Source organism: Azonexus sp. MM2026_4, from assembly GCF_055901855.1.
Genome location: NZ_CM148380.1, coordinates 382,126 through 404,521, shown reverse-complemented (window position 1 = coordinate 404,521; position 22,396 = coordinate 382,126). Strand labels below are relative to the sequence as shown.

Annotated in this window: 26 protein-coding genes and 2 tRNA genes; 15 read left to right on the top strand and 13 right to left on the bottom strand. The window is 64.1% G+C overall.

Going from position 1 to position 22,396, the window contains the following annotated elements:
* Nucleotides 1-3 precede the first annotated feature (3 nt).
* The 6 genes from pheS to AC0KWY_RS01855 form a co-directional block, all read right to left on the bottom strand.
* Nucleotides 4-1,050: a phenylalanine--tRNA ligase subunit alpha gene (gene pheS / locus AC0KWY_RS01880; RefSeq protein ID WP_474027967.1), complete on the bottom strand. Its 1,047-nt coding sequence runs from the start codon at nt 1,048-1,050 to the stop codon at nt 4-6.
* Nucleotides 1,051-1,126: 76 nt separating this feature from the next.
* Nucleotides 1,127-1,486, bottom strand: a complete 360-nt coding sequence (rplT, locus tag AC0KWY_RS01875; protein ID WP_121459511.1) for a 50S ribosomal protein L20 — start codon at nt 1,484-1,486, stop codon at nt 1,127-1,129.
* 11 nt (nt 1,487-1,497) lie between these two features.
* Nucleotides 1,498-1,695, bottom strand: coding sequence for a 50S ribosomal protein L35 (gene rpmI, locus AC0KWY_RS01870; RefSeq protein WP_028995804.1), 198 nt, complete (start codon nt 1,693-1,695; stop codon nt 1,498-1,500).
* 90 nt (nt 1,696-1,785) lie between these two features.
* On the bottom strand, nt 1,786-2,265 hold the full coding sequence (infC, locus tag AC0KWY_RS01865; RefSeq protein ID WP_474027966.1) for a translation initiation factor IF-3: 480 nt from the start codon (nt 2,263-2,265) through the stop codon (nt 1,786-1,788).
* Nucleotides 2,266-2,332: 67 nt separating this feature from the next.
* Entirely contained in the window at nt 2,333-4,249 is a 1,917-nt protein-coding gene (gene thrS, locus AC0KWY_RS01860) for a threonine--tRNA ligase (protein ID WP_474027964.1), read from the bottom strand.
* 133 nt (nt 4,250-4,382) lie between these two features.
* A tRNA-Val gene (locus tag AC0KWY_RS01855) sits at nt 4,383-4,459 on the bottom strand.
* Between the two features lie 241 nt (nt 4,460-4,700).
* Between AC0KWY_RS01855 and AC0KWY_RS01850 the strand changes: the two genes are divergently transcribed.
* Nucleotides 4,701-4,901 (top strand): SlyX family protein, encoded by a 201-nt coding sequence (locus tag AC0KWY_RS01850; RefSeq protein WP_474027963.1) that lies wholly within the window; start codon nt 4,701-4,703, stop codon nt 4,899-4,901.
* Between the two features lies 1 nt (nt 4,902).
* A complete protein-coding gene (locus AC0KWY_RS01845) occupies nt 4,903-5,886 on the top strand; it encodes a DHHA1 domain-containing protein (RefSeq protein WP_474027961.1) in 984 nt (327 codons plus the stop codon).
* Nucleotides 5,887-5,889: 3 nt separating this feature from the next.
* Here the strand turns inward: AC0KWY_RS01845 and AC0KWY_RS01840 are convergent, their stop codons facing one another.
* Both AC0KWY_RS01840 and AC0KWY_RS01835 read right to left on the bottom strand, forming a co-directional pair.
* Nucleotides 5,890-6,816 carry a bestrophin family protein gene (locus tag AC0KWY_RS01840; protein WP_474027959.1) on the bottom strand — a complete coding sequence of 309 codons (927 nt, stop codon included), beginning with the start codon at nt 6,814-6,816 and terminating at the stop codon, nt 5,890-5,892.
* 51 nt (nt 6,817-6,867) lie between these two features.
* Nucleotides 6,868-6,952 (bottom strand) — tRNA-Leu (locus AC0KWY_RS01835).
* A gap of 53 nt (nt 6,953-7,005) precedes the next feature.
* Between AC0KWY_RS01835 and hpnC the strand changes: the two genes are divergently transcribed.
* From hpnC to hpnE, 3 genes are read left to right on the top strand one after another with little or no spacing between them, the layout of a single operon-like run.
* A complete protein-coding gene (hpnC, locus tag AC0KWY_RS01830; protein WP_474027958.1) occupies nt 7,006-7,815 on the top strand; it encodes a squalene synthase HpnC in 810 nt (269 codons plus the stop codon).
* A gap of 4 nt (nt 7,816-7,819) precedes the next feature.
* A complete protein-coding gene (gene hpnD, locus AC0KWY_RS01825) occupies nt 7,820-8,653 on the top strand; it encodes a presqualene diphosphate synthase HpnD (protein WP_474027957.1) in 834 nt (277 codons plus the stop codon).
* Between the two features lie 4 nt (nt 8,654-8,657).
* Complete coding sequence (gene hpnE / locus AC0KWY_RS01820) at nt 8,658-9,860, top strand: hydroxysqualene dehydroxylase HpnE (RefSeq protein ID WP_474027956.1); 1,203 nt, start codon at nt 8,658-8,660, stop codon at nt 9,858-9,860.
* A gap of 5 nt (nt 9,861-9,865) precedes the next feature.
* Here the strand turns inward: hpnE and AC0KWY_RS01815 are convergent, their stop codons facing one another.
* On the bottom strand, nt 9,866-10,840 hold the full coding sequence (locus AC0KWY_RS01815; protein WP_474027955.1) for an alpha/beta fold hydrolase: 975 nt from the start codon (nt 10,838-10,840) through the stop codon (nt 9,866-9,868).
* 180 nt (nt 10,841-11,020) lie between these two features.
* On the opposite strand from AC0KWY_RS01815, the gene pqqA reads away from it, so the two are divergent.
* Genes pqqA through pqqE form a run of 5 tightly spaced genes read left to right on the top strand, consistent with a single transcriptional unit; the run spans nt 11,021 to nt 14,276 of the window.
* Complete coding sequence (gene pqqA, locus AC0KWY_RS01810; RefSeq protein WP_141353941.1) at nt 11,021-11,095, top strand: pyrroloquinoline quinone precursor peptide PqqA; 75 nt, start codon at nt 11,021-11,023, stop codon at nt 11,093-11,095.
* Nucleotides 11,096-11,149: 54 nt separating this feature from the next.
* Nucleotides 11,150-12,070, top strand: coding sequence for a pyrroloquinoline quinone biosynthesis protein PqqB (gene pqqB, locus AC0KWY_RS01805; protein ID WP_474027954.1), 921 nt, complete (start codon nt 11,150-11,152; stop codon nt 12,068-12,070).
* Nucleotides 12,071-12,088: 18 nt separating this feature from the next.
* Nucleotides 12,089-12,880, top strand: coding sequence for a pyrroloquinoline-quinone synthase PqqC (gene pqqC / locus AC0KWY_RS01800; RefSeq protein WP_474027953.1), 792 nt, complete (start codon nt 12,089-12,091; stop codon nt 12,878-12,880).
* Nucleotides 12,877-13,152: a pyrroloquinoline quinone biosynthesis peptide chaperone PqqD gene (gene pqqD, locus AC0KWY_RS01795; RefSeq protein WP_474027952.1), complete on the top strand. Its 276-nt coding sequence runs from the start codon at nt 12,877-12,879 to the stop codon at nt 13,150-13,152. The genes pqqC and pqqD overlap by 4 nt, the downstream gene beginning before the upstream one ends.
* Nucleotides 13,149-14,276, top strand: a complete 1,128-nt coding sequence (gene pqqE / locus AC0KWY_RS01790) for a pyrroloquinoline quinone biosynthesis protein PqqE (RefSeq protein ID WP_474027951.1) — start codon at nt 13,149-13,151, stop codon at nt 14,274-14,276. The genes pqqD and pqqE overlap by 4 nt, the downstream gene beginning before the upstream one ends.
* Before the next feature lie 19 nt (nt 14,277-14,295).
* Here the strand turns inward: pqqE and AC0KWY_RS01785 are convergent, their stop codons facing one another.
* Nucleotides 14,296-14,970 (bottom strand): ABC transporter ATP-binding protein, encoded by a 675-nt coding sequence (locus AC0KWY_RS01785; RefSeq protein ID WP_474027950.1) that lies wholly within the window; start codon nt 14,968-14,970, stop codon nt 14,296-14,298.
* On the opposite strand from AC0KWY_RS01785, the gene AC0KWY_RS01780 reads away from it, so the two are divergent.
* Complete coding sequence (locus AC0KWY_RS01780; protein ID WP_474027949.1) at nt 14,969-15,571, top strand: arylesterase; 603 nt, start codon at nt 14,969-14,971, stop codon at nt 15,569-15,571. The genes AC0KWY_RS01785 and AC0KWY_RS01780 overlap by 2 nt on opposite strands.
* Here AC0KWY_RS01780 and AC0KWY_RS01775 read toward each other — a convergent pair.
* A complete protein-coding gene (locus AC0KWY_RS01775; protein ID WP_474027948.1) occupies nt 15,564-16,106 on the bottom strand; it encodes a class I SAM-dependent methyltransferase in 543 nt (180 codons plus the stop codon). The genes AC0KWY_RS01780 and AC0KWY_RS01775 overlap by 8 nt on opposite strands.
* On the opposite strand from AC0KWY_RS01775, the gene AC0KWY_RS01770 reads away from it, so the two are divergent.
* Together AC0KWY_RS01770 and AC0KWY_RS01765 are read left to right on the top strand one after the other, a co-directional pair.
* A complete protein-coding gene (locus AC0KWY_RS01770) occupies nt 16,105-16,512 on the top strand; it encodes an OsmC family protein (RefSeq protein ID WP_474027947.1) in 408 nt (135 codons plus the stop codon). The two genes, AC0KWY_RS01775 and AC0KWY_RS01770, sit on opposite strands and share 2 nt — an antisense overlap.
* 113 nt (nt 16,513-16,625) lie before the next feature.
* Nucleotides 16,626-19,322, top strand: a complete 2,697-nt coding sequence (locus AC0KWY_RS01765) for a bifunctional acetate--CoA ligase family protein/GNAT family N-acetyltransferase (RefSeq protein ID WP_474027946.1) — start codon at nt 16,626-16,628, stop codon at nt 19,320-19,322.
* A 68-nt stretch (nt 19,323-19,390) separates the two neighbouring features.
* On the opposite strand, the gene AC0KWY_RS01760 is transcribed toward AC0KWY_RS01765, so the two are convergent.
* Nucleotides 19,391-19,600, bottom strand: coding sequence for a DUF3460 family protein (locus tag AC0KWY_RS01760; RefSeq protein WP_474027945.1), 210 nt, complete (start codon nt 19,598-19,600; stop codon nt 19,391-19,393).
* 47 nt (nt 19,601-19,647) lie between these two features.
* Nucleotides 19,648-19,881 (bottom strand): DUF3567 family protein, encoded by a 234-nt coding sequence (locus AC0KWY_RS01755; protein WP_474027944.1) that lies wholly within the window; start codon nt 19,879-19,881, stop codon nt 19,648-19,650.
* Nucleotides 19,882-20,121: 240 nt separating this feature from the next.
* Here AC0KWY_RS01755 and AC0KWY_RS01750 point away from each other — a divergent pair, with 240 nt between their 5' ends.
* Nucleotides 20,122-21,750, top strand: a complete 1,629-nt coding sequence (locus AC0KWY_RS01750) for a tetrathionate reductase family octaheme c-type cytochrome (protein WP_474027943.1) — start codon at nt 20,122-20,124, stop codon at nt 21,748-21,750.
* The gene (locus AC0KWY_RS01745) at nt 21,747-22,385 is read left to right on the top strand and encodes a cytochrome b/b6 domain-containing protein (RefSeq protein ID WP_474027942.1); all 639 of its coding nucleotides are present in this window, start codon (nt 21,747-21,749) and stop codon (nt 22,383-22,385) included. Before AC0KWY_RS01750 ends, AC0KWY_RS01745 begins: the two co-directional genes overlap by 4 nt.
* Nucleotides 22,386-22,396: the final 11 nt, after the last annotated feature.

Here is a 22,396-nt window from a genome sequence, read left to right as displayed (position 1 = left end):
GGATCAGGCGAACTGGCGCAGGAAGCGCAGATCGCCTTCGAAGAACAGACGCAGGTCATTGACGCCGTAGCGCAGCATGGTCAGCCGGTCCGGCCCGAAGCCGAAGGCAAAACCGGTGTACTTTTCCGGGTCGATGCCGGCGTGGCGCAGGACGTTCGGATGGACCATGCCGCAACCGGCGATTTCCAGCCAGCGGCCCTTCAGCGCGCCGCTCATGAAGGCGACGTCGATTTCCGCCGACGGTTCGGTGAACGGGAAGAAGGACGGACGGAAACGCACGGTCAGGTCGTCGGTCTCGAAGAAACTCTTGAGGAAATCGGCAATGACGCCCTTGAGATCGGCGAAGGAAACGTTCTCGCCGACCCACAGGCCTTCGACCTGATGGAACATCGGCGAGTGCGTCGCATCGGAATCGACGCGATAGACGCGGCCCGGCGCGATGATGCGGATTTCCGGCATGGTTTCCAGCTCGCCGTAACGGGCGACGTGCGCCTGCATGTAGCGCGCCTGGATCGGACTGGTATGCGTGCGCAGCAACACCTTGTCGGCCAGCGAGCCGTCCGGGTTCTGCAGATAGAAAGTGTCGTGCATCGAACGCGCCGGGTGATCCTCGGGCGTGTTCAAGGCGGTGAAGTTGAAGAAATCTTCTTCGATCTCCGGACCGTCGGCGACTTCGAAACCGATCGAGGCAAACAGCGATTCGATTCGCTCGAGCGTGCGCGTCACCGGGTGCAAGCCACCGCGCGACTCGCTACGGCCGGGCAAGGTGACGTCGAGCGCTTCCTCGGCCAAGCGGGCGCTGAGCGCGGCCTTGCGAATTGCTTCACGGCGTTCGTTGAGCGCCGTCTCGACGGCAGTCTTGGCGACGTTGATCGCGGCACCGGCGGTCTTCTTGACCTCGGGCGGCAACTTGCCCAGCTCTTTCAGAAGCTCGGTAATCCGCCCGCTCTTGCCAAGGAAACGAGCCTTGACCTGCTCCAGGGCATCCGGGTCGGAAATGGTGGCGAAGGCGGCCTTCGCTTCGCTAACGATCTGTTTGAGGTTGTCCATGGACTTCTACCAACGATTACACCGTGAGGAAACAAAAAAGGAGGCTTGCGCCTCCTTTTTTCTCAAGAGCTTAAGCTCAGGCGCCGAGCTTGGCCTTGGCTTGCGCAGCCAGGGCTGCAAAAGCCGGCTGATCGAAGACGGCCAGATCGGCCAGGACCTTGCGGTCGACTTCGATGTTGGCCTTCTTCAGACCGTTCATGAAGGTGCTGTACTTCATGCCCAGCTCGCGAGCGGCGGCATTGATACGGGCGATCCACAGCGAACGGAACTGACGCTTGCGCTGACGACGGTCACGGTACTGGTACTGACCGGCCTTCATCACCGCCTGCTTGGCGATGCGATAGACGTTCTTGCGACGACCGCGATAGCCCTTGGCCTGGGCCAGGACCTTCTTGTGGCGGGCGCGGGCGGTTACACCACGTTTGACTCGGGACATGTGCTATCTCCTTACGCGTAGGGCATCATGGCGCGAACGGATGCGACATCACGCTCGTTCACCGCTGCGGCACCGCGGAGGTGACGCTTAACTTTGGTGGTCTTCTTCGTCAGGATGTGACGCTTGAAGGCCTGACCACGCTTGATGGAACCACCAGCGCGGACCGAAAAGCGCTTCTTGGCGCTGCTCTTGGTCTTCATCTTGGGCATTTTGATGCTCCTTAATGTCATGCCGTCAGGTGGTTCCCGGCGGGAACGCTTGCACTACCCGAAAGCACTAATAACTGCCTGTTACTGCACTTACTTCTTCTTGGCCGGCGCGATGATCATGATCATCTGCCGCCCTTCCATCTTCGGCATCTGCTCGACCGCACCGATGGCGTCGACGTCTGCCTTGATCCGTTCCAGCTGGCGCATGCCAAATTCCTGGTGCGCCATTTCGCGGCCCCGGAAGCGCAAGGTCACCTTGACCTTATCGCCCTCTTCCAGGAAACGCGTCATGTTCCTGAGCTTGATCTGGTAATCGTTTTCGTCGGTACCCGGGCGCAGTTTGATTTCCTTGACCTGCACCTGCTTCTGCTTCAGCTTGGCTTCGTGGGCGCGCTTCTGTTCCTGGTACTTGAACTTGCCGTAATCCATGATGCGGCAGACCGGCGGTTTCGCCGTCGGCGCGATCTCGACCAAGTCCACGCCAGCCTCTTCGGCCATCTGCAGCGCGGAGCGGATGCTGACGATCCCTAGCTGTTCACCTTCCAAACCCTGGAGACGAATCTCCGGCACCGTAATCTCATCGTTTAAACGATGGGCCTTGTTCTGAGCGATGGTAAAACCCCCGAAATATCAATAATTAAGCCGTGCCACTCCGCGCCGCGACTTCCCCTTGGAGTCGCTCGATCAGAGCCTCGACCGTCATTTGACCGAGATCCTGACCGCCGCGTGTACGCACGGCCACCAGCCCGGCTTCCTTTTCCTTGTCGCCGACGACAAGCTGATAAGGCAGCCGGTTCAAGCTATGTTCGCGGATTTTATAGGTAATTTTCTCGTTGCGCAAATCCGCCTCAGCGCGGAAGCCGGCCTGATGGAGCTTTTGCGCAATTTCGGCAGCGTAATCAGCCTGCTTTTCCGAAATATTGAGCACTGCGGCTTGCACTGGCGCAAGCCACAGCGGCAGCGCGCCGGCATAATTTTCGATCAGGATGCCGATGAAACGTTCGAGCGAACCGAGAATCGCCCGGTGCAACATCACCGGCACCCGGCGCTCGTCGTTGCCAGCGACGTATTCGGCACCGAGTCGGCCAGGCATCGAGAAGTCCACCTGCATCGTGCCACACTGCCAGGAACGACCAATCGCATCCTTGATATGGAATTCGATCTTCGGGCCGTAAAAAGCGCCCTCCCCCGGCAATTCGGTCCACTCCAGCCCGGAAGCGCGCAAGCCCTGGCGCAGCGCATCCTCAGCCTTGTCCCAGACCGCGTCGGAGCCGACCCGGCTATCCGGACGCAGCGCCAACTTGACGGCGACGTCGTTGAAGCCGAAATCGCCATAGACCTTCTTGACCAGCGCATTGAAGGCGGTCACTTCGGACTCGATCTGATCTTCGGTGCAGAAGATGTGTCCGTCATCCTGAACGAAACCGCGCACACGCATCAGGCCATGCAGGGCACCGGTCGGTTCGTTACGATGGCAAGAGCCGAATTCGCCGTAGCGCAGCGGCAGTTCGCGATAGGAACGCAAGTCGGAGTTGAACACCTGCACATGCCCCGGGCAGTTCATCGGCTTGACCGCGTAATCGCGGTTTTCCGACGAGGTCGTGAACATGTTGTCCTTGTAATGCTCCCAGTGCCCCGATTTTTCCCACAGGGACTTATCGAGGATCTGCGGGCAGCGGACCTCCTGGTAGCCGTTGTTGCGATAGACGGCGCGCATGTATTGCTCGATTTCCTGCCAGATCGCCCAGCCCTTCGGGTGCCAGAAGACCAGACCCGGCGCCTCGTCCTGCATGTGGAAAAGGTCGTATTGCTTGCCCAGACGGCGGTGGTCGCGCTTCTCTGCCTCTTCCAGCATGTGCAGGTAGGCATCGAGATCTTCTTTTTTCGCCCAGGCCGTTCCGTAGATGCGCTGCAACTGCTCGTTGCGATGATCGCCGCGCCAGTAGGCGCCGGCCACCTTCATCAGCTTGAAGACCTTGAGCTTGCCGGTCGACGGCACGTGCGGGCCGCGACAGAGGTCAACGAACTCGCCTTCACGGTAGAGCGAAACCTGCTGATCGGCCGGAATTGCCTCAATCAGTTCGGCCTTGTACTTTTCGCCGAGATCGAGGAAAAACTTGACCGCATCGTCGCGCGCCCAGACTTCACGGGTCACCGGAACGTCTTTTTTGGCCAGTTCACCCATGCGCTTCTCGATCGCCACCAGATCTTCCGGGGTAAACGGGCGCTTGTAGGCAAAGTCGTAGTAGAAGCCGTTTTCGATGACCGGACCAATGGTCACCTGCGCTTCCGGGAACAACTCCTTGACCGCATAGGCCAGCAGATGCGCCGTCGAGTGACGGATCAGCTCCAGCCCCTCGGCATCGCGCTCGGTGATGATTGCCAACTCGGCATCGCGCTCGATCAGGAAAGAGGTATCGACCAAACTGCCGTCAACCTTGCCAGCCAGTGCGGCGCGGGCAAGCCCGGCACCGATGCTGGCCGCGACCTCGGCAATCGTCACCGGCTGCGCGAAAGAGCGAATGGAACCATCGGGAAGTTTGATTTCAGGCATGACAGGATTCTCTGGACGAAAAAAAAGTGCGGTCTGAGCCGCACTTTTTTTGAATGAACGAAGCCGACTCGATTAGAGTTTCTGAACTGCAGTGCAAGTTCGGAAAGTGATCAAAACAGCTCCGTCAGGTATTTGGTAGGCGGTATTGGAATCGAACCAACGACCTCCACGATGTCAACGTGGCGCTCTAACCAACTGAGCTAACCGCCTGGAGAAGCGCGCATTATAGACACCCCACGGGATATGTCAACATTTCGCCCGGAGATTTTCGATCCACAGTAACATGCACAGGTCAGCGACCTCACCCTCGACACCATGAACACCGGCTGGATTGTTTTCGGACTCTGCGTTCTGACATTGATCGGCGCTACTCTGCCCCTGCTGCACGAACACCGCCGCTCGCTGCGCAATGGCGCCAGCCCCTCCCCCTTAAAGAATGATGGAACATCGCATGGAATCCCGGATCACCGAACTGGAAATCAAGATCAGCTTCAATGAAGACCAGATCGAGGAATTGAACAAGGTCGTCTACCAACAGCAGCGACAGATCGAACTGCTCGCCGCCGAGCTGCGCAACCTGCGCGAACAGGTCAACAACGCCCAACCGCAGGAAGGGCGCAGCCTGCGCGACGAAATCCCGCCGCATTACTGAGATGGCCACACCTCTCATCGCCTACCATGCCGATTGTCTGGACGGCTTCGGCGCCGCCTGGAGCGCATGGCGCGTGTTCGGCGACGCAGCGCTCTACCGCCCGCTGCACCACGGCGAGCACCTTACCGCCGACGAGATTGCCGGGCGCGACGTATATATCCTCGATTTCTCATTCGCTCCCACCGAACTGGAAGCCATGGCGGAACAGGCACGTTCGCTCACCCAGCTCGACCATCACGCCACCGCCCACGGCGAGTGGCGCGGGCGTTTGCAAGACCAGGACGACGGCCGCGAAATTTTCCGCGACCCGCAGCGCCCCTTGACCGTGATTTTCGCCCTCGACCGCGCGGGTGCGGTGCTCGCCTGGCAGCATTTTCACGGCGCCTTGCCGCCACCGCTGCTGCTGCGCCATGTCGAGGATCTCGACCTGTGGCGCTTCGCCCTGCCCGGTACGCGGAACTTCTGCCGGGCGCTGCGCCTGCAGCCGTTTGCTTTCGCGGCCTGGGAACGCCTGGCCGACGAACTGGCTTCGCCGCAAACCCCCGCTTACCTTGCCTTCCTTGACCGCGGCGCGGCGGTCGAGCAGTTCTATCAGAACGAAGTCGCCCGCCTCGCCGACCCGACACTGAGCATGCCCGCTCATTTGCGCGGCGAACCGGTTGACGCCGTGCAGGCACGCCGGCACGCCATGCCGATTGTTGCCGACGACAGCGGGCACTGGCGAGCCATCGACGGCCTCGCGGTCAATGCCGGCGCCCTCTTCGCGTCCGAACTGGGGCATCGCCTGGCCGAGCGAAGCGGCAGCTTCGGCCTGACCTGGCAATTGGTGGCGGACGGCCAGGTGAAAGTCTCGCTACGTTCGCAGGCGCCGTTCAATGTCGGTGAGATCGCCCGTCGCTACGGGGGTGGCGGACACCCGCAGGCGGCCGGATTCCGCTTGCCGGCGGCGCAGTTTTTTGCCGAAATACTCGGCTTGCCGCAGTAAGACTCAGGTCAGCACGAAGCCCCTGACCGCCGGCGCCTGGCTCAGAGGCGCCAGTCCCGCCAATTCGCAGGTCGTGGTTTCGATGGTGTGGCATAGGGCGTCGAGCGCCAGATCGTTGGCTTCGGTGCCGAAAGGCTCCTCCAGTTGCTCGCCGACCGTTTCCAGCGCCAGGAAGGTATAGGCGACAAAGGTCGCGATCAGCGGCGTCACCCAGCCCAGCGTGGTGGTCAGACCGACCGGCAGCAACAGACAGTAGATGACGATGGTCCGATTCAACAGGACGCGGTAGGTGTAGGGAATCGGCGTATTGGCGATGCGCTCGCCGGCACCGGCCACCTCGCCCAGGCGATCAAGGTCGCCAGCGAGCGCCAGCCACTCCATCTCGGCCAGCGCACCGTCGCGGCGCAGCGCTGCCAGGCGCCGGGCCAGCGCGGCCAGAATCAGTTGCGCCGGGAAACGGCCGGCCAGCGCCGCGTCGCGTAACTCGGGCGACAGCCGTTCGCCCAGGTCGGCTGCCGGATCGCTGCCGCGCAACTGGTGCTTGAGGGCGAAGGCAAAGGCGGCGATGGCCCGCGTCAGCTCGTGGCGCAGCGCTTCATGCTCGCTCCCCAGGAGCAGCGCGCACAGCTTGATGACCAGGTTGCGGGCGACGATCAGCAGCAAGCCCCACTGTTTGCGCGCCTCCCAGAAGCGCTCGTAGCTGACCGAATTGCGGAACCCCAGGAAGATCGCCAGGGCGATCCCCATCAGCGTAAACGGCGGGATGCTCAGTGCCGAATCGGGGTAATGCTGCATCCACCAGTCGCGCCCGAGGACACTGCTGACGGAGACCGCGAAAATCAGCAACAGGCGCCCGGCAATCTGCGGCAGAACCGAACCGCGCCAGACGAAAAGCAGGGGAAACCAATGGAGACGCGGGCGTACGATCATCTTTGACTACCAGCATCCGGCGCGCACGAAGTGCGACCGGCGCATGAAACATGGTGCCCAGGAAGGGACTCGAACCCCCACGCCTTGCGGCGCCAGAACCTAAATCTGGTGCGTCTACCAATTTCGCCACCTGGGCAGGCGGGCCGCATTCTAGCACTTAGTCGCCCCGCCCCCTATACTTGCCGCCCCATGCCCGTCGATCACTACGAAAACTTCCCGGTCGCTTCCTTCCTCGTGCCGGCGCCGCTGCGCCGGCCGATCGAGGTGATCTACCGCTTCGCGCGCAGCGCCGACGACATTGCGGACGAGGGCGAGGCGACGCCGGAACAGCGCCTGGCCGAGCTGGCCGCCTATCAGGCCGAACTCGACCGCATCGCCGCCGGCACGCCGCCGCAGACAGCGCTGTTCGTCGACCTGGCCGAAGTCGTCGCCGCCCACGCCCTGCCGATCCAGTTGTTCCGCGACCTGCTCGACGCCTTCGCCCAGGACGTGGTCAAGACACGCTACGCCGACTATCCGGAGCTGATCGATTACTGCCGGCGCTCGGCCAACCCGGTCGGCCGGCTGGTGCTGGCCTTGTTCAAGCGTACCGGCGACACGCAACTGATGCAGTCCGACTGCATCTGCACCGCGCTGCAGTTGATCAACTTCTGGCAGGACATCGCCATCGACTGGCAGAAGGACCGGATTTACCTGCCGCAGATCGAGATGCAGCGCTTCGGCGTCAGCGAGGACGACATCGCCGCCGGCCGTTGCGGCGAGGCTTGGGAAAAACTGGTCGCTTTCCAGGTCGACCGGGCGCGCACCCTGATGCTGCGCGGCGCGCCGCTGGTCCATGCGCTGCCCGGGCGGATCGGCTGGGAAATCCGCCTCACCGTGCAGGGTGGCCTGCGCATCCTGGAGCGCATAGCACGCGTGCGCGGCGACGTCTTCCGCCACCGGCCCAAGCTGGGCAAGGCCGACTGGTTCGTGCTGCTCGCCCGTTCCATTAGAATGTGAGCCCATGAGCCCCGACCAATACTGCCAGGAGAAGTGCGCCAAGAGCGGCTCCTCCTTCTATTACAGCTTCCTCTTCCTGCCGCCTGAACGCCGCCAGGCGATCATGGCGCTGTACGCCTTCTGCCGCGAGGTCGACGACGTCGTCGACGAATGCTCCGACCTCTCGCTCGCCTCGACCAAGCTGGTCTGGTGGCGGATGGAGGTGCAGCGCATCGCCGAGAAACAGGCCACCCACCCGGTCGGCTTGGCGCTGCAGGCGGTCGCCCCCGGTATCAACCTGCCGAGCGAGCAGTTGCTGGAAATCATTGACGGCATGGAGATGGACCTGCAGCAGTCGCGCTATCTCGACTTCAAGGGGCTGTCGCTCTACTGCTACCGCGTCGCCAGCGTCGTCGGCCTGCTCGCCGCCGAGATCTTCGGCTACCAGGACCGGCAGACGCAGAAGTACGCGCACGACCTGGGCATGGCCTTCCAGCTCACCAACATCATCCGCGACGTCGGCGAGGACGCGCGGCGCGGCCGCATCTACCTGCCGATGGATGAACTCAAGCAGTTCAACGTCCCCGCCGCCGACATCCTCAACGGCAAGTATTCGGACAACTTCACGGCGCTGATGCAGTTCCAGTACGAGCGCGCCCAGCGCTACTACGAACAGGCATTCGCGCTACTGCCGGCCATCGACCGCAAGAACCAGCGCCCCGGCCTGATCATGGCGGCGATCTACCGCACCCTGCTCGAGGAAATCCGCGGCGAGAACTTCCAGGTGCTGCACCAGCGCATTTCGCTGCCGGCGACGCGCAAGCTGTGGCTGGCGGCGAAGACCTGGATCAAGGGCTGAGCGGGTGAAGGTCGCCGTCGTCGGCGCCGGCTGGGCTGGCCTTGCCGCCGCCGTCGACCTGACCCGACGCGGCGCCGCCGTCACCCTCTACGAAGCCGGTCGCGTCGCCGGTGGGCGCGGCCGTTCGGTCAATATCGACGGGCGCACGCTCGACAACGGCCAGCACCTGCTGCTTGGCGCCTACCGTGAAACGCTGGCGCTGATGCGCAGCGTCGGCGCCGATCCGGACGCGCTGTTCGAGCGCCGCCCATTGCAGGTCGTCGACCGCGACGGTTTCCGCCTGGCGCTACCGCGCTGGCCGGCGCCGTTCAACGTCGCCTGGGGGCTGCTCACGGCGGCCACGGTCAACCTGCCGGAAAAGCTGAAAACCGCCCTCTGGATGCAGCGCGTCAAATGGCGCGGCTTTCGCCTGACGCGCGACGAAAGCGTCGCCGACTGGCTCGACGCCGCCGGCCAGACCGGCGTCCTGCGTAAAAAGCTGTGGGAGCCGCTCTGCCTGGCCGCGCTCAACACCCCGGCCGAACGCGCGTCGGCGCAATTGTTTGCGAACGTCCTGCGCGACAGCCTGGGCAGCCCGCGCCGCGCCGACACCGACCTTCTGCTGCCGCGCGTACCCTTCGGCGAACTGCTGCCGGAACCGGCCTGCCGCTGGCTCACGGCAAACGGCGCGACGCTGCGCTTCGGCCAGCGGGTGCGCAGCGTGTCCGATGCCTGCATCGATGGCGAAACCTTCGACGCGGTCGTCGTCGCCGTCGCGCCACAGCACCTACAAGCGCTACTCCCGGAAATCGATGCCCGCTTCGCTTACGAACCGATTGCCACGGTCTACCTGCAATTTGCGCCAACAAGCGCGCTGCCCTTCCCGCTCCTGCACCTCGGCGGCGCCACCGGCGCCTGGGCAATCGACCGCGGCAACGGCCTGTTCGGCTGCGCGATCAGCGGCCACGGCGACTGGGAAGCCCTGTCCGACGAGGCGCTGGCAGGGGAAATCGAAAGCGCGTTGGGCCTCGGAGCGGCCGACTGGCGGCGCGTCATCCGCGAAAAACGGGCGACTTTTTCCTGCCTCCCGCAACAGGCGCGACCGTCCCATATCACCGCCGACCCGCGCCTCATCCTAGCCGGCGACTACACCTGGACCGACTACCCGGCAACGCTCGAAGGCGCCGTCAGGAGCGGCCGGCGGGCGGCCAGCGAAACGCTCGCCTGACCGGCTCAGGCGAGCGGCAGCCGGTTCCCCGACGGGAAGGCGGCGGTCGCCGCAAAGCAATCCAGTGCAGCGCGGGTCGCCTCTTGCATTGGCGCCGCAAACGGATCGTGACCGACACCGGCGATGGCATCCCAGGAAGCGTGCGGCAGACGCGCCAGCAACAAACGCGTCGCCGCTGCCGGACAAACGTCGTCGGCCAGGCCCTGCACGACATGAACCGGCAGCGCCGCCGCAGCCAGCGCCGGGCTCGCGTCCAGAATGCCGTTCTCCGCCAGGAAACAATTCTGGCGAAAATAGTGACACTGCAGCCGATAGCGGCGCCGCAGTCCTTCGCGCTCACGCGCCGATAGCGGGCGCGCCGGCGTGCCGGCAAGCGCGCCTTCCCAGCCATGCCAGGCGGCGACCAGGGCCGCCTGCCGCGCTTCGCTGGCCGCGTGCAGGTCGGCGTCCAGCCACGGCAACATGGCGCCCGGCGCAGCCGGCACGCCCAGTGCCGCCCAGGCAAGCCAGGCCGCCGGATGTTTCGCTTTCGCCCCACCGAAAAACCACTCGAGATCGGCGGCCCGTGCCAGAAAGGGATTGCGCAACAGCAGCCCGCGCACGGATTCAGGGCGCGCCGCCGCATACAGCACCGCCAGCGTCGCCCCCCAGGAGCCACCGACCACCAGCCAGCGCGCAATACCAAGATGGACGCGCAAGCGGTCGAGGTCGGCCAGCAGGTCGGCCGTGGTGTTGTTCTCCAGCCGGCCGGCCGGCTCGCTGCGGCCGGCCCCGCGCTGATCGGCCAGGATGACGCGGTAGCGGTCGGCGGCAAAGAAAGCGGCGTGCGCCGCCGAGTTCCCCGACCCCGGCCCGCCATGCACGACGACGACCGGGATGCCATCGGCCGCCCCGCGCTGCTCGTAGTACAGACGATGCCCGCCGTCGACCGGCAGATAGCCGCTCGCCCAGGGATCGTCGGCCGGTGACAGGTAGCGCATGGCGGCATTCTAACCAGCTTGGGCAAGGCATCCGTCATGAAAATCTGGAGATGCAAATCATGTTTCTCTGGGCGCGCGTCGGGCGACGGCTTGCGATAGTTGATCCCAGCCGGTCACCTGTTTTGACTGGCCAATCGCGACAACAACGTCACCCTATCCACCGACCAAGGAGACCAACTCATGAAATGGGAAACCCCGACCGCCTGTGATTTCCGCTTCGGCTTCGAAATCACCATGTACATCGCCGCCCGCTAAGCGCGCTGCCGTCGCCTGCTCCCGGCGGGCGACGGCTTTTTCCGGACCTCGATCATGAAACTCATCGTTCTCGGCGCCTCGGCCGGCGGCGGCTTTCCGCAGTGGAACTGCAACTGCCGCAACTGTGCCGGCGTGCGCGACGGCAGCATGCGCGCCAAGCCGCGTACCCAGTCGTCGATCTGCGTTGCCGCCGACGACAGTCCGGACTGGGCGCTACTCAACGCCTCGCCAGACATCCTGCAGCAGATCAAGGCGACGCCCGCCCTGCAACCCGCTCGTGCGCTGCGCGATACCGGCATCGGCGGCGTCCTGCTGGTCGATGGCCAGATCGACCACGCCACCGGTCTCTTCATGCTGCGCGAGCAGAAGACGCCGATGGCGCTGTGGTGCACCGACCCGGTCCATGAAGACCTGCGCAGCGGCAACCCGGTGCTGCGCGTGCTCGAACACTATTGCGGCGTCGACCGCCAGCATATCCCGCTCGACGGCACGCCTTTCCGCATGCCCAAGGTGCCGGGCATCGAATTCTCGGCGCTGCCACTCTCCAGCAAGGCAGCGCCCTACTCGCCGCACCGCGAGGCGTCGGTGGCCGGCGACAACGTCGGCGTCACCATCACCGACCTGGGCAGCGGCAGGAAGCTCTTCTACGCCCCGGGCCTCGGCGCCCGCACACCGGAAGTCCACGCCCGCCTGCTGGCAGCCGATTGCGTGATGGTCGACGGCACCTTCTGGACCGACGACGAGATGATCGCTGCCGGCCTGTCGACCCGGACTGCGCGCGACATCGGCCACCTGCCGCAGTCCGGCCCCGGCGGCATGATGGAATGGCTGGACGAACTGCCGCGCCATGTCCGCAAGATCCTCATCCACATCAACAACACCAACCCGATCCTCGACGAAGCTTCCGCCGAACGCGCCGAACTGACGCGCCGTGGCATCGAAGTCGCCGAGGACGGTTGGCTGATCCACATCTGACAACCGGAGAGACGAACCATGATCCGAGCCGACCTTCTGGCCGAACTGCACGACGCCGACGACGGCCGCCCCGCCTGGAGCCGCGAGGAATTCGAACGGCAATTGCGCGAAAACGGCAAGGCCTACCATATCCACCACCCGTTCAACGTCATGCTGAACACCGGCCGCGCGACGCCTGAACAAATCCGCGGCTGGGTAGCCAACCGCTACTATTACCAGATCGCCATTCCGGTCAAGGATGCGGCGATCATGGCCAACTGTCCGGACCGCGAGGTAAGGCGCGGCTGGGTGCAGCGCATCCTCGACCACGACGGTTTCGAGTACGGCCTGCCCGACGGCGAAAAATTGCGCGACGCCGGCGGCATCGAAGCCTGGATCCGCCTCGGCGAAGCCGTCGGCCTCTCCCGCGAGGAAATCACCGACCTGCGCCACGTCCTGCCCGGCGTGCGTTTCGCCGTCAACGCCTACATCAACTTCGCCCGCCGCGCGCCGTGGCAGGAGGCCGTCTGCTCGTCGCTGACCGAGCTGTTCGCCCCGGTGATCCACCGCCAGCGCCTGGCCACCTGGCCGGAGCACTATCCGTGGATCGAATCGTCCGGACTGCAATACTTCCGCAACCGGACCAGCCAGGCACCGCGCGACGTGATCCAGGGGCTCAACGTCACCCTCGACCATTTCCGCAGCCGCGCCCAGCAGGAAAGGGCGATCCAGATTCTCAGGTTCAAGCTCGACATCCTTTGGGTCATGAACGACGTCATGGCCCAGCACTACGGCACCAACGGCGTCACCGACGAACGGCGGGCGGCATGAACGACGGCACGCCCCGCCTCGGCCACGGCTTCCGCTTCCAGTGGGAGCCGGCGCAGGACTGTCATGTGCTGCTCTATCCGGAGGGCATGATCAAACTCAACCGCAGCGCCGGCGAAATCCTCGCCCGCTGCGACGGCACGCGCAGCGTGCGCGGGATCGTCGCCGAACTCGAACAGACTTTCGCCACCGCCGGCCTGGCCGGCGAGGTCGAAAACTTCATCGCCATCGCCGTCGAGAAGCGCTGGCTGCGCCTGGCCCAGGAGACAAGATGAACGCACCGCGCCAACCCGGCCCGCCGATGTGGCTGCTCGCCGAGGTCACCTACCGCTGTCCGCTGCATTGCGTGTTCTGCTACAACCCGGTCAACTTCGCCAGCCACGAGCAAGAGCTATCCACCGACGACTGGCTGCGCGTGCTGCGCGAAGGCCGCGAACTCGGCGCCGTGCAATGCGGTTTCTCCGGCGGCGAGCCGCTGCTCCGCGACGATCTCGAAATCCTCGTCGGCGAGGCCCGCCGGCTCGGCTACTACACCAACCTGATCACCTCCGGCGTCGGCCTCACCGAAGCCCGGCTCGATGCTTTCAAGGCCGCCGGGCTCGACCACATCCAGCTTTCCTTCCAGGATTCGACCCGCGAGATCAACGACTTCCTCAGCCACACCCGCACTTTCGACCTCAAGCAGAAGGTTGCCAGGATGATCCGCGAGCGCGGCTGGCCGATGGTGATGAATGTCGTCATCCACCGCCTGAACATCGGGCAGATCGGCCGCATCATCGAGATGGCCGACGAACTCGGCGCCGAATACCTGGAACTGGCGAACGCCCAGTACTACTCCTGGGCGCTGCTCAACCGCGAGCAACTGATGCCCAGCCGCGAACAGCTCCGGGCGGCCGAGGCCATCACCGACGAATGGAAGGCCAGACTGGCCGACCGCATGCGCATCCTCTTCGTGGTGCCGGATTACCACGAAGGCAAACCGAAGAAATGCATGAACGGCTGGGGCAACGTCTTCCTGACCGTGACCCCGGACGGCACCGCGCTGCCCTGCCACACCGCCCGCATGCTGCCCGGCCTGAGCTTCCCGAACGTCGGCGACAGCAGCCTGCGCGACATCTGGTACGACTCGCCGGGTTTCAACCGCTATCGCGGTACCGGCTGGATGAAACAGCCCTGCCGCGACTGCGAGCACAAGGAAGAAGACCTCGGCGGCTGCCGCTGCCAGGCTTATCTGCTCGCCGGCGATGCCGAGGCCGCCGACCCGGTGTGTCCGAAAAGCCCCAAGCACGAGCGCGTGCTCGAAGCGCTGGCGGCCGCCGAAAGGCCGGGCGCCACGCAACGCCCGCTGATCTTTCGCGACCCGCAGGAAAGCCGGCGCCGCTGCGCCGAGAGCGCCTGAGCAGCGCCGCAAGCGGCGCTCAGTCGGCCAGCCGCCCCGCCTGGATGCGCAGCACGCGACCGCAACGGGCGGCGATCGCCTCGTCGTGGGTGACCAGCACCAGCGTCGTCCCCTGTTTGGCGTTGAGGTCGAACATCAGCTCGATGACCTGCTGGCCGGTCGCCGCGTCGAGGTTGCCGGTCGGCTCGTCGGCCAGCACCAGTCGCGGTGCCGGCGAAAAGGCGCGGGCCAGGGCGACGCGCTGCTGCTCCCCGCCGGAGAGGTGCTTCGGGTAGTGCTTGAGGCGATGGCCGAGGCCGACGCGCTCCAGCCAGTCGGCCGCCTGCGCCGCCGCGTCCTTGCGGCCGGCGAGTTCGAGCGGCAGCATGACGTTCTCCAGCGCGGTCAGCGCCGGCAGCAACTGGAAAGACTGAAAGACGAAACCGAGCAGCCGGCCGCGCTGGACGGCGCGCGCGTCCTCGTCGAGGGCGGCGAGCGAAACGCCGTCAAGATGGATTGCGCCGGCACTGGGAACGTCGAGCCCGGCGAGCAGTCCGAGCAGCGTGGATTTTCCCGAACCGGAGGCGCCGACGATGGCCACCGTTTCGCCCGGCATGACCGTGAAGGAAATATCCTGCAGAATCGTCAGCGGCGCGCCGCCGTTATCGACGGTCTTGCCCAAGCCTGCCACTTCAACCACCGGTTTATCCGCCATGCGTGCTTTCCTGTTCCTGTTGTCGCTGCTCGTCTTCGCCCCGTCGGCGCTGGCCGCCAAGACCATCCTGGTCATGGGCGACTCGCTTTCCGCCGGTTACGGCATCCGCCCGCAGCAGGCCTGGCCATCGCTGCTGCAGGCGCGGCTGCGCGAGCAACGCCTCGATTATAGCGTCGCCAACCTGTCGATCTCCGGCGAAACCAGCGCCGGCGGCCGTTCCCGCTTCGCCGCCGCGATCACGGAACACCAGCCGGCGGTGGTGATTCTGGCTTTGGGCTCCAACGACGGCCTGCGCGGCCTGCCGCTGAAGCAGATGGAAAACAACCTGGAAGCGATGATCGCCGCCGCCAGGAAGGCCGGCGCCCGCGTGCTGCTCGCCGGCATGCGCCTGCCGCCGAACTACGGCCCTTACGCCGAGCAGTTCTTCCAGCGCTTCGACGAGATTGCCAAGGCGGAAAGGACCGCCTACCTGCCCTTCCTGCTCGAACCGGTGGCGACCCGCCCCGAGCTGTTCCAGGCCGACAACCTGCACCCGACGGCCGCCGCCCAGCCGCTGCTGCTCGACCACGTCTGGCCGGCGCTGCGGCCGCTGCTCAGGTAGGCCGACGGGCGGCGATGGCCTGGCGCCGGCAGGGTTTCGGCTCGCCGGCGTAACCCTCGAAGTAAGCGATTTCCTGCAACCCGGCCGCCGCCGCGACGGCGCGCAGCTCACCCGGTCGGAGCAGGAAATCGGGATTCGACGGCTTGCCGTACGCTGCATTGCCGTCCATGAAGGTCTCGTAGATCAACACGCCGCCGGGCTGCAGCGTCGCCAGCAGGTCGGGCAGCCGCGCTCGCCACAGGTAGTTGACGACGACGATGCCGGAAAAACGGCGGCCGGTCAGCGGCCAGGACTCGCCCTCGAGGTCGACACAGACGCTGGCGATGCCCGGTACGCCGGCGAACCTGTCCAGGGCCCCCGCATCGCGGTCGACGGCGCAAACCCGATACCCCATCCCGGCCAGCAGACGGGCATGGCGGCCGCCGCCGCAGGCGAGGTCGAGCACTTCACCGCCTGCCGGCAACAAGGCGCTGTAATGTTCGACCCAGAGCGATGGGCGTATCATGCCCGGCAGTTCATCAGAGGAGGTAAGCATGTCAGGCAACGTCACCGTCAGGGAAAACGGATTGGGAAGATACCAGCAGGAAGTCATCGCCGGCCAGCACCATCTGCTGGCGGGAGAACCGGCGGAACTGGGCGGCGACGACGCCGGTCCGGCCCCCTTCGATTACCTGATGGCGGGCCTCGGGGCCTGCACCTCGATCACCCTGCGCATGTACGCCGAACGCAAGGGCCTGCCGCTGCGCCAGGTCAGCGTCAACCTGTCGCTGCACAAGGTCGAAGTCGATGGCGTCGCCCGCCACTGCATCCACCGCCAGATCACGCTCGACGGCGAGCTGAGCGCGGAACAGCGACAACGCTTGCTGGAGATCGCCAACAAGTGCCCGGTACACCGCGCCCTGTCGCAATCCTTCCTGCTCGATTGCGCATTGAACGACTAAGTGTTTTCCGAGGGTAAATACCAATAGGCCATTCGTGGTATTACCCTGGTAGCCATGCGAGAATACCGCACTGCACCATCCCTAAAATATCATCGCCTTAAGCGAGACCAGCCATGTTGGAACAGCACTATCTCACCGCGCTCTTCGAGCCGAAGTCGGTTGCCGTGATCGGCGCCTCCGACCGCGAGAACTCGGTCGGCAACGTCATCTTCAAGAACATCCTCGGTTCGGGCTACAAGGGTCGGCTGTATGCGATCAATCCCAAGCACGAAACAATTCAGGGCCAGCCGGCCTACAAGTCGATCGAGGAAATCGGCGCCCGCGTCGAGATGGCGGTGATCGCCACCCGGCCGCAGACGGTACCGCAACTCATCGAACAATGCGGGCGCAGCGGCGTACGCAACGTCATCGTCATCGCTTCCGGCTTCTCGGAAGCCGGCCACATCGGTGCCGCGCTCGAGCGCAAGGCGATGGAGATCGCCCGTTCCTACAACGTGCGCGTTCTCGGCCCCAACTGTCTGGGCATCATTCGCCCCGAACTCGGGCTGAACGCCACCTTCACCAAGATTTCCGCCGACCCCGGCAACCTCGCCCTGGTCTCGCAATCGGGCGCCATGTGCTCGGCCGTGCTGGACTGGGCCAAGGCCAACCAGGTCGGCTTCTCCTCGGTGATTTCGCTGGGCATGACCGCCGACGTCGATTTCGGCGAGATCCTCGATTACCTGATCTACGACAATCGTACCCACTACATCCTGATGTACGTGGAAGGCATCCGCAACGCCCGCCGCTTCATGAGCGCCCTGCGTTCGGCGGCACGGATCAAGCCGATCATCCTGTTGAAGGCCGGTCGCCACGAGGCCGGCTCGCACGCCGCCCGCGTCCACTCCGGCATGGCCGCCGTCTCCGACACCGTCTTCGACGCCGCCGTGCGCCGTGCCGGCGTCGTCCGCGTCAAGAACGTCGGCCAGCTGTTCTACGCCGCCAAGGCGCTGGCTTCCAAGTTCCGGCCGCAGGGCGACCGCCTGGCGATCATCACCAACGGCGGCGGACCGGGCGCGATGGCCGCCGACCGCGCCGGCGACCTCGGCATTCCGCTCGCCGAGCTGTCGCCCGAGACGATGGGCAACCTGAACAAGGTGCTGCCGGCCAACTGGTCGCACAGCAACCCGATCGACATCGGCGGCGACGCGACACCGGAACGCTATCGCGATGCCCTGCTGTCGATCGCCCAGGACCCGAACGTGGACAGCACGCTGGTCATGCTCTCGCCGCAGGCGATGACCGACCCGCTCGGCGTCGCCCAGGCCATCATCTCGATCTCCGACAAGCTCAACCGCCGCATCATCTGCTGCTGGATGGGCGAGGCGCAGGTTGCCGAGTCGCGCAAGCTGCTCGAAGACTCGGGCATCCCGGCCTTCCGCATGCCGGAAACGGCGATCGAGCTGTTCCACCACATCTCCAAGTACTACCGCAACCAGAAGCTGCTGCTGCAGACGCCGGAGCCGACGCGCCAGCACAACCGCCCGGAGGCCGAAGGCGCCAAGATGCTGATCGAGGCCCTGCTCGCCGAACGACGCAAGGTGCTGTCGGAAATGGAATCGAAGGCGATCCTGCGCGCCTTCAAGGTGCCGGTCGCCCAGACCATGGTCGCCCGCACCGCCACCGAAGCGCTGCTACTGGCCGAGCAGATCGGTTTCCCGGTGGCGATGAAGGTCGATTCGCCGGACCTGCCGCACAAGTCCGACGCCGGCGGCGTCCGCCTCAACATCCAGAATGCGCCGGCGGTACGCAACGCCTACCACGACATCATCGAAACGGTGCAGAAACGCAACCCGGACGCCAAGATCAACGGCGTCTCGATCGAGCCCTTCCTGTCCCGGCCGCACGGCCGCGAAATCATGATCGGCGTCCTGCGCGACCCGATCTTCGGCCCGGTCATCACCTTCGGCGCCGGCGGTTTCGACAATGAAATCTTCAGCGACCGCTCGGTCGCCCTGCCGCCGCTGAACAAGTTCCTGGCCAAGGACCTGATCGACTCGACGCGCACCGCCAAGATCCTCGACCAGTTCCACAACATGCCGCCGGTCAACCGCGAGGCGCTCAAGGAAGTCCTGCTCTGCATCTCGGAAATGGTCTGCGAACTACCGTGGATCATCGAGATGGACCTCAACCCGCTGATTGTCGACGAGCACGGCGCGATCGCCGCCGACGCCCGCATCGTCATCGACCATGCCAGCAACAACAACGGCGACCGCTACGCGCACATGGCGATCTACCCCTACCCGGTGCATCTGGTCCAGGAATGGACGATGAACGACGGCCAGGTCGTCACCGTCCGCCCGATCCGCCCGGAAGACGCCGACCTGGAACAGGAATTCGTCAAGGCGATGTCCGACGAATCGCGCTACTACCGCTTCATGGATACCCTGCGCGAACTGACCCAGACCATGCTGGTGCGCTTCACGCAGATCGACTACGACCGCGAGATGGCGCTGGTGGCGACCATCACCGATGACGAAACGGGCAAGGAGAAGCAGATCGGCGTCGCCCGTTACGTCCTCAACCCGGACGGTGAATCGGTCGAATTCGCGCTCGCCGTCGGCGACGACTGGCAGAAGCACGGCGTCGGCCGCAAGCTGATGACGGCGCTGATCGACTGCGCCCGCACCAAGGGCTACCGTGCCGTCGTCGGCGACGTGCTGTCGACCAACACCAAGATGTTCCGCCTGATGACCAGCCTCGGCTTCACCATCCACCCGCACCCGGAAGACACCGCGGTCAAACGCGTGGTCAAACCGCTGACCGGCTGACCGGCATCGCGCGCACAAAAAAGCCGGGGTCGCGACCCCGGCTTTTTCATTGGCAGAACGACTGCTGCTTATTCGCCGAAGAAATTGATGTCGTAAGGATAGGCCTTGTGCGCCACCTTCGATTCGGCGTTGCGCGCCGTCGTTTCGACATCCTGCGGCTTGTCCCACCACAGTGCGCGCCCGGCCTTCTGGTCGGCCACCCACTGCGGATTCTTTTCCAGCATCTCGTTCATCCAGCGCGTGTGATCGGAGACGTACACTCTATCGACGACAGCCATGTTGCGAACCTCGGATTCGTTAAAAGAATGGCCGCGATTCTAGCACGTCAGTGATAGATGATCGGTGTTGCGGCACCGCTGCAGTATTCATCGAGAAAGGCGTCGATGGTTTCGACATCGCGCGCCGCTTCGGGAATTCCGTCGATCGCCGCGCGGAAACTCCAAGCCTCGATACCGTGCAGGAACAACATGCGCCGGCTGTCCTTGTCCACCAACTCGAAGCCCTGGCAAGACGGATAGGCCATTACCGAGAAATGTTCGCTGTCGTAGACGATGTTCATGAGGTGACTCCTTAATTGGACTTCACAGCTTCAATTACGGCCGCTCCGGCAAGATTTCAAGCCCTCCAACGAAATTCGGGAAAGATTTATTTCCGGAAATTCATTTCGCATTGGGCAACCATTTCTCTTGCAAAATATTATAATTTACTTATACTAAAAGACTGGCAAGCCTGCGATTGCGGGATGTTCCGGCTTGGGGAGGCCGGCCTCTCGCGCCACCTACAAAGTCCGAGGAATCACATGAAGTTTCATGTGCACTTTGTTGTCGGCGCCTGCCTGTCGTTCTGCGCACTATTTGCGCACGGCACCCAGGAGCCGGCACCGCCAGCCGCCAATGCCGTCAAGGCTCCCGCATCCACGACCGACCACAGCAAGCTCGAAGCACTCAAGGGCCCGTTCGCCTCCGGCCCCGAAGTGACCAAGGCCTGCCTGAGCTGTCACACTGAAGCCGCCAAACAGGTTCACCTGACGAAGCACTGGACCTGGGAGTACAGCAATCCCGAAACCGGCCAGAAGCTCGGCAAGAAAAACCTGATCAACAACTTCTGCACCTCGGCCGACTCCAACTACAACTTCTGCGCTACCTGCCACATCGGCTATGGCACGGAAAACAAGAATTTCGACCTGAGTTCTGAAAACAACGTCAACTGTCTGGTTTGCCACGACCAGACCGGTCGCTACAAGAAACCCTCGGGTTTCTACGGCAACCCGGTGACCAAGGACACCGAGTATCCGCCCGGCTCCGGCAAGATCGTCAAGGGTATCGATCTGAGCAACATCGCCCAGAAAGTCGGCAAAACCCGCCGGCAGAACTGCGGCACCTGCCATTACAACGGCGGCGGCGGCGACGGCGTCAAGCACGGCGACCTCGACAGTTCGCTCGACAGCCCGGAAATGGCACTCGACGTCCACATGTCGCCCGATGGCGGCAATTTCACCTGCGCCACCTGCCACAAGACCGACAGCCACCAGGTTCCCGGCAGCCGCTACACACCGACCGCGATGGACAAGAAGCCCGCCGAGATGCGTGGCAAACATGACCGCGACAATCCGAGCACTTGCCAGTCCTGCCACGGTCAGGCGCCGCACAAGACAATGGCCAAGCTGAACGACCACACCAAGAAGCTGGCCTGTCAGACCTGCCATATCCCGGCCTTTGCCCGAGGTGACGTTCCCACCAAGATGGAATGGGACTGGTCCACCGCCGGCAAGCGTGGCCAGGACGGCAAGCCGCTGGTCGTCAAGAACGACGAAGGGCATACGGTTTACCTGGGCACCAAGGGCGACTTCGTCTACGGCGAAAACGTCAGGCCGGAGTACACCTGGTTCAACGGCACCGTCAAATACACGCTGCCCGACGACAAGTTCGAGAAGAGCGACCAACCGATTTACATCAACAAGTTCGAAGGCAGCGCCAGCGACGGTAAGTCGATGATCTGGCCGGTCAAGCTGTTCAAGGGCAAGCAGCCATACGACGCGGAACGGAAGACGCTGATGGTCACCCATCTGGCCGGCAACGACGACAGCGCGTTCTGGACCAATCTCGACTGGAACAAGGCGTTCACGGCCGGCGCCGCGTCGGTCGGCAGGACTTTCGGTGGCAAGTTCGACTTCGTCGAAACGCGCAGCATGTGGCCGATCACCCACATGGTCGCGCCCAAGGAAAAAGCCGTTCCCTGCGCGGAATGCCATACCCGCGCGAATGACGGCCGGCTGGCGTCGATCACCGGCATCTACATGCCGGGCCGCGACCACAACCCCCTGGTCAACCTGTTCGGCGGCCTGGCCATCGTCGGCGCCATTGGCGGCGGACTGATCCACGGCCTGGTCCGCATCATCACCCGTCGCAAAAAGGAAAACCAATCATGAGCGGTGAACGCATCTACATCTACAAGCGCTACGAGCGCTTCTGGCACTGGTCGCAGGCCTTCCTGATCATCGGCATGCTGATCACCGGCTTCGAGGTGCACGGCACCTACGCCCTGATCGGCTTCCAGAAAGCCGTCCAACTGCATACGCTGGCCGCCTGGACCTTGCTGACCCTGTGGGCCTTCACCATCTTCTGGCAGTTCACCACCGGCGAATGGCGGCAGTACCTGCCTTCGTTGAAGAACGTGCTGGCAATGGTCAACTACTACCTGTTCGGCATTTTCCGGGGCGCCCCGCATCCCTTCCGCAAGACCGCGGCGCAGAAGCACAACCCGTTGCAGCGCCTGGCCTACCTTGCGCTGCTGGCGGCCATCTCGCCGCTGATCTGGATTTCCGGGCTGTTCTACCTGTTCTACGGCAATTGGCAGCAACTGGGCATCGACCGCTACCTGTCGCTGGAATGGATCGCCGTCGCGCACACCGCCGGCGCTTTCCTGATGGCGGCCTTCTTCTTCATCCACGTCTATCTGACCACCACCGGCCACACCGTCTTTGCCCACATCAAGGCAATGATCACCGGCTGGGAAGAGACGCACGAGCACGAAGAAACCCCGGCGGCCAAGGCGAGCCGGTAATTCCATGATGG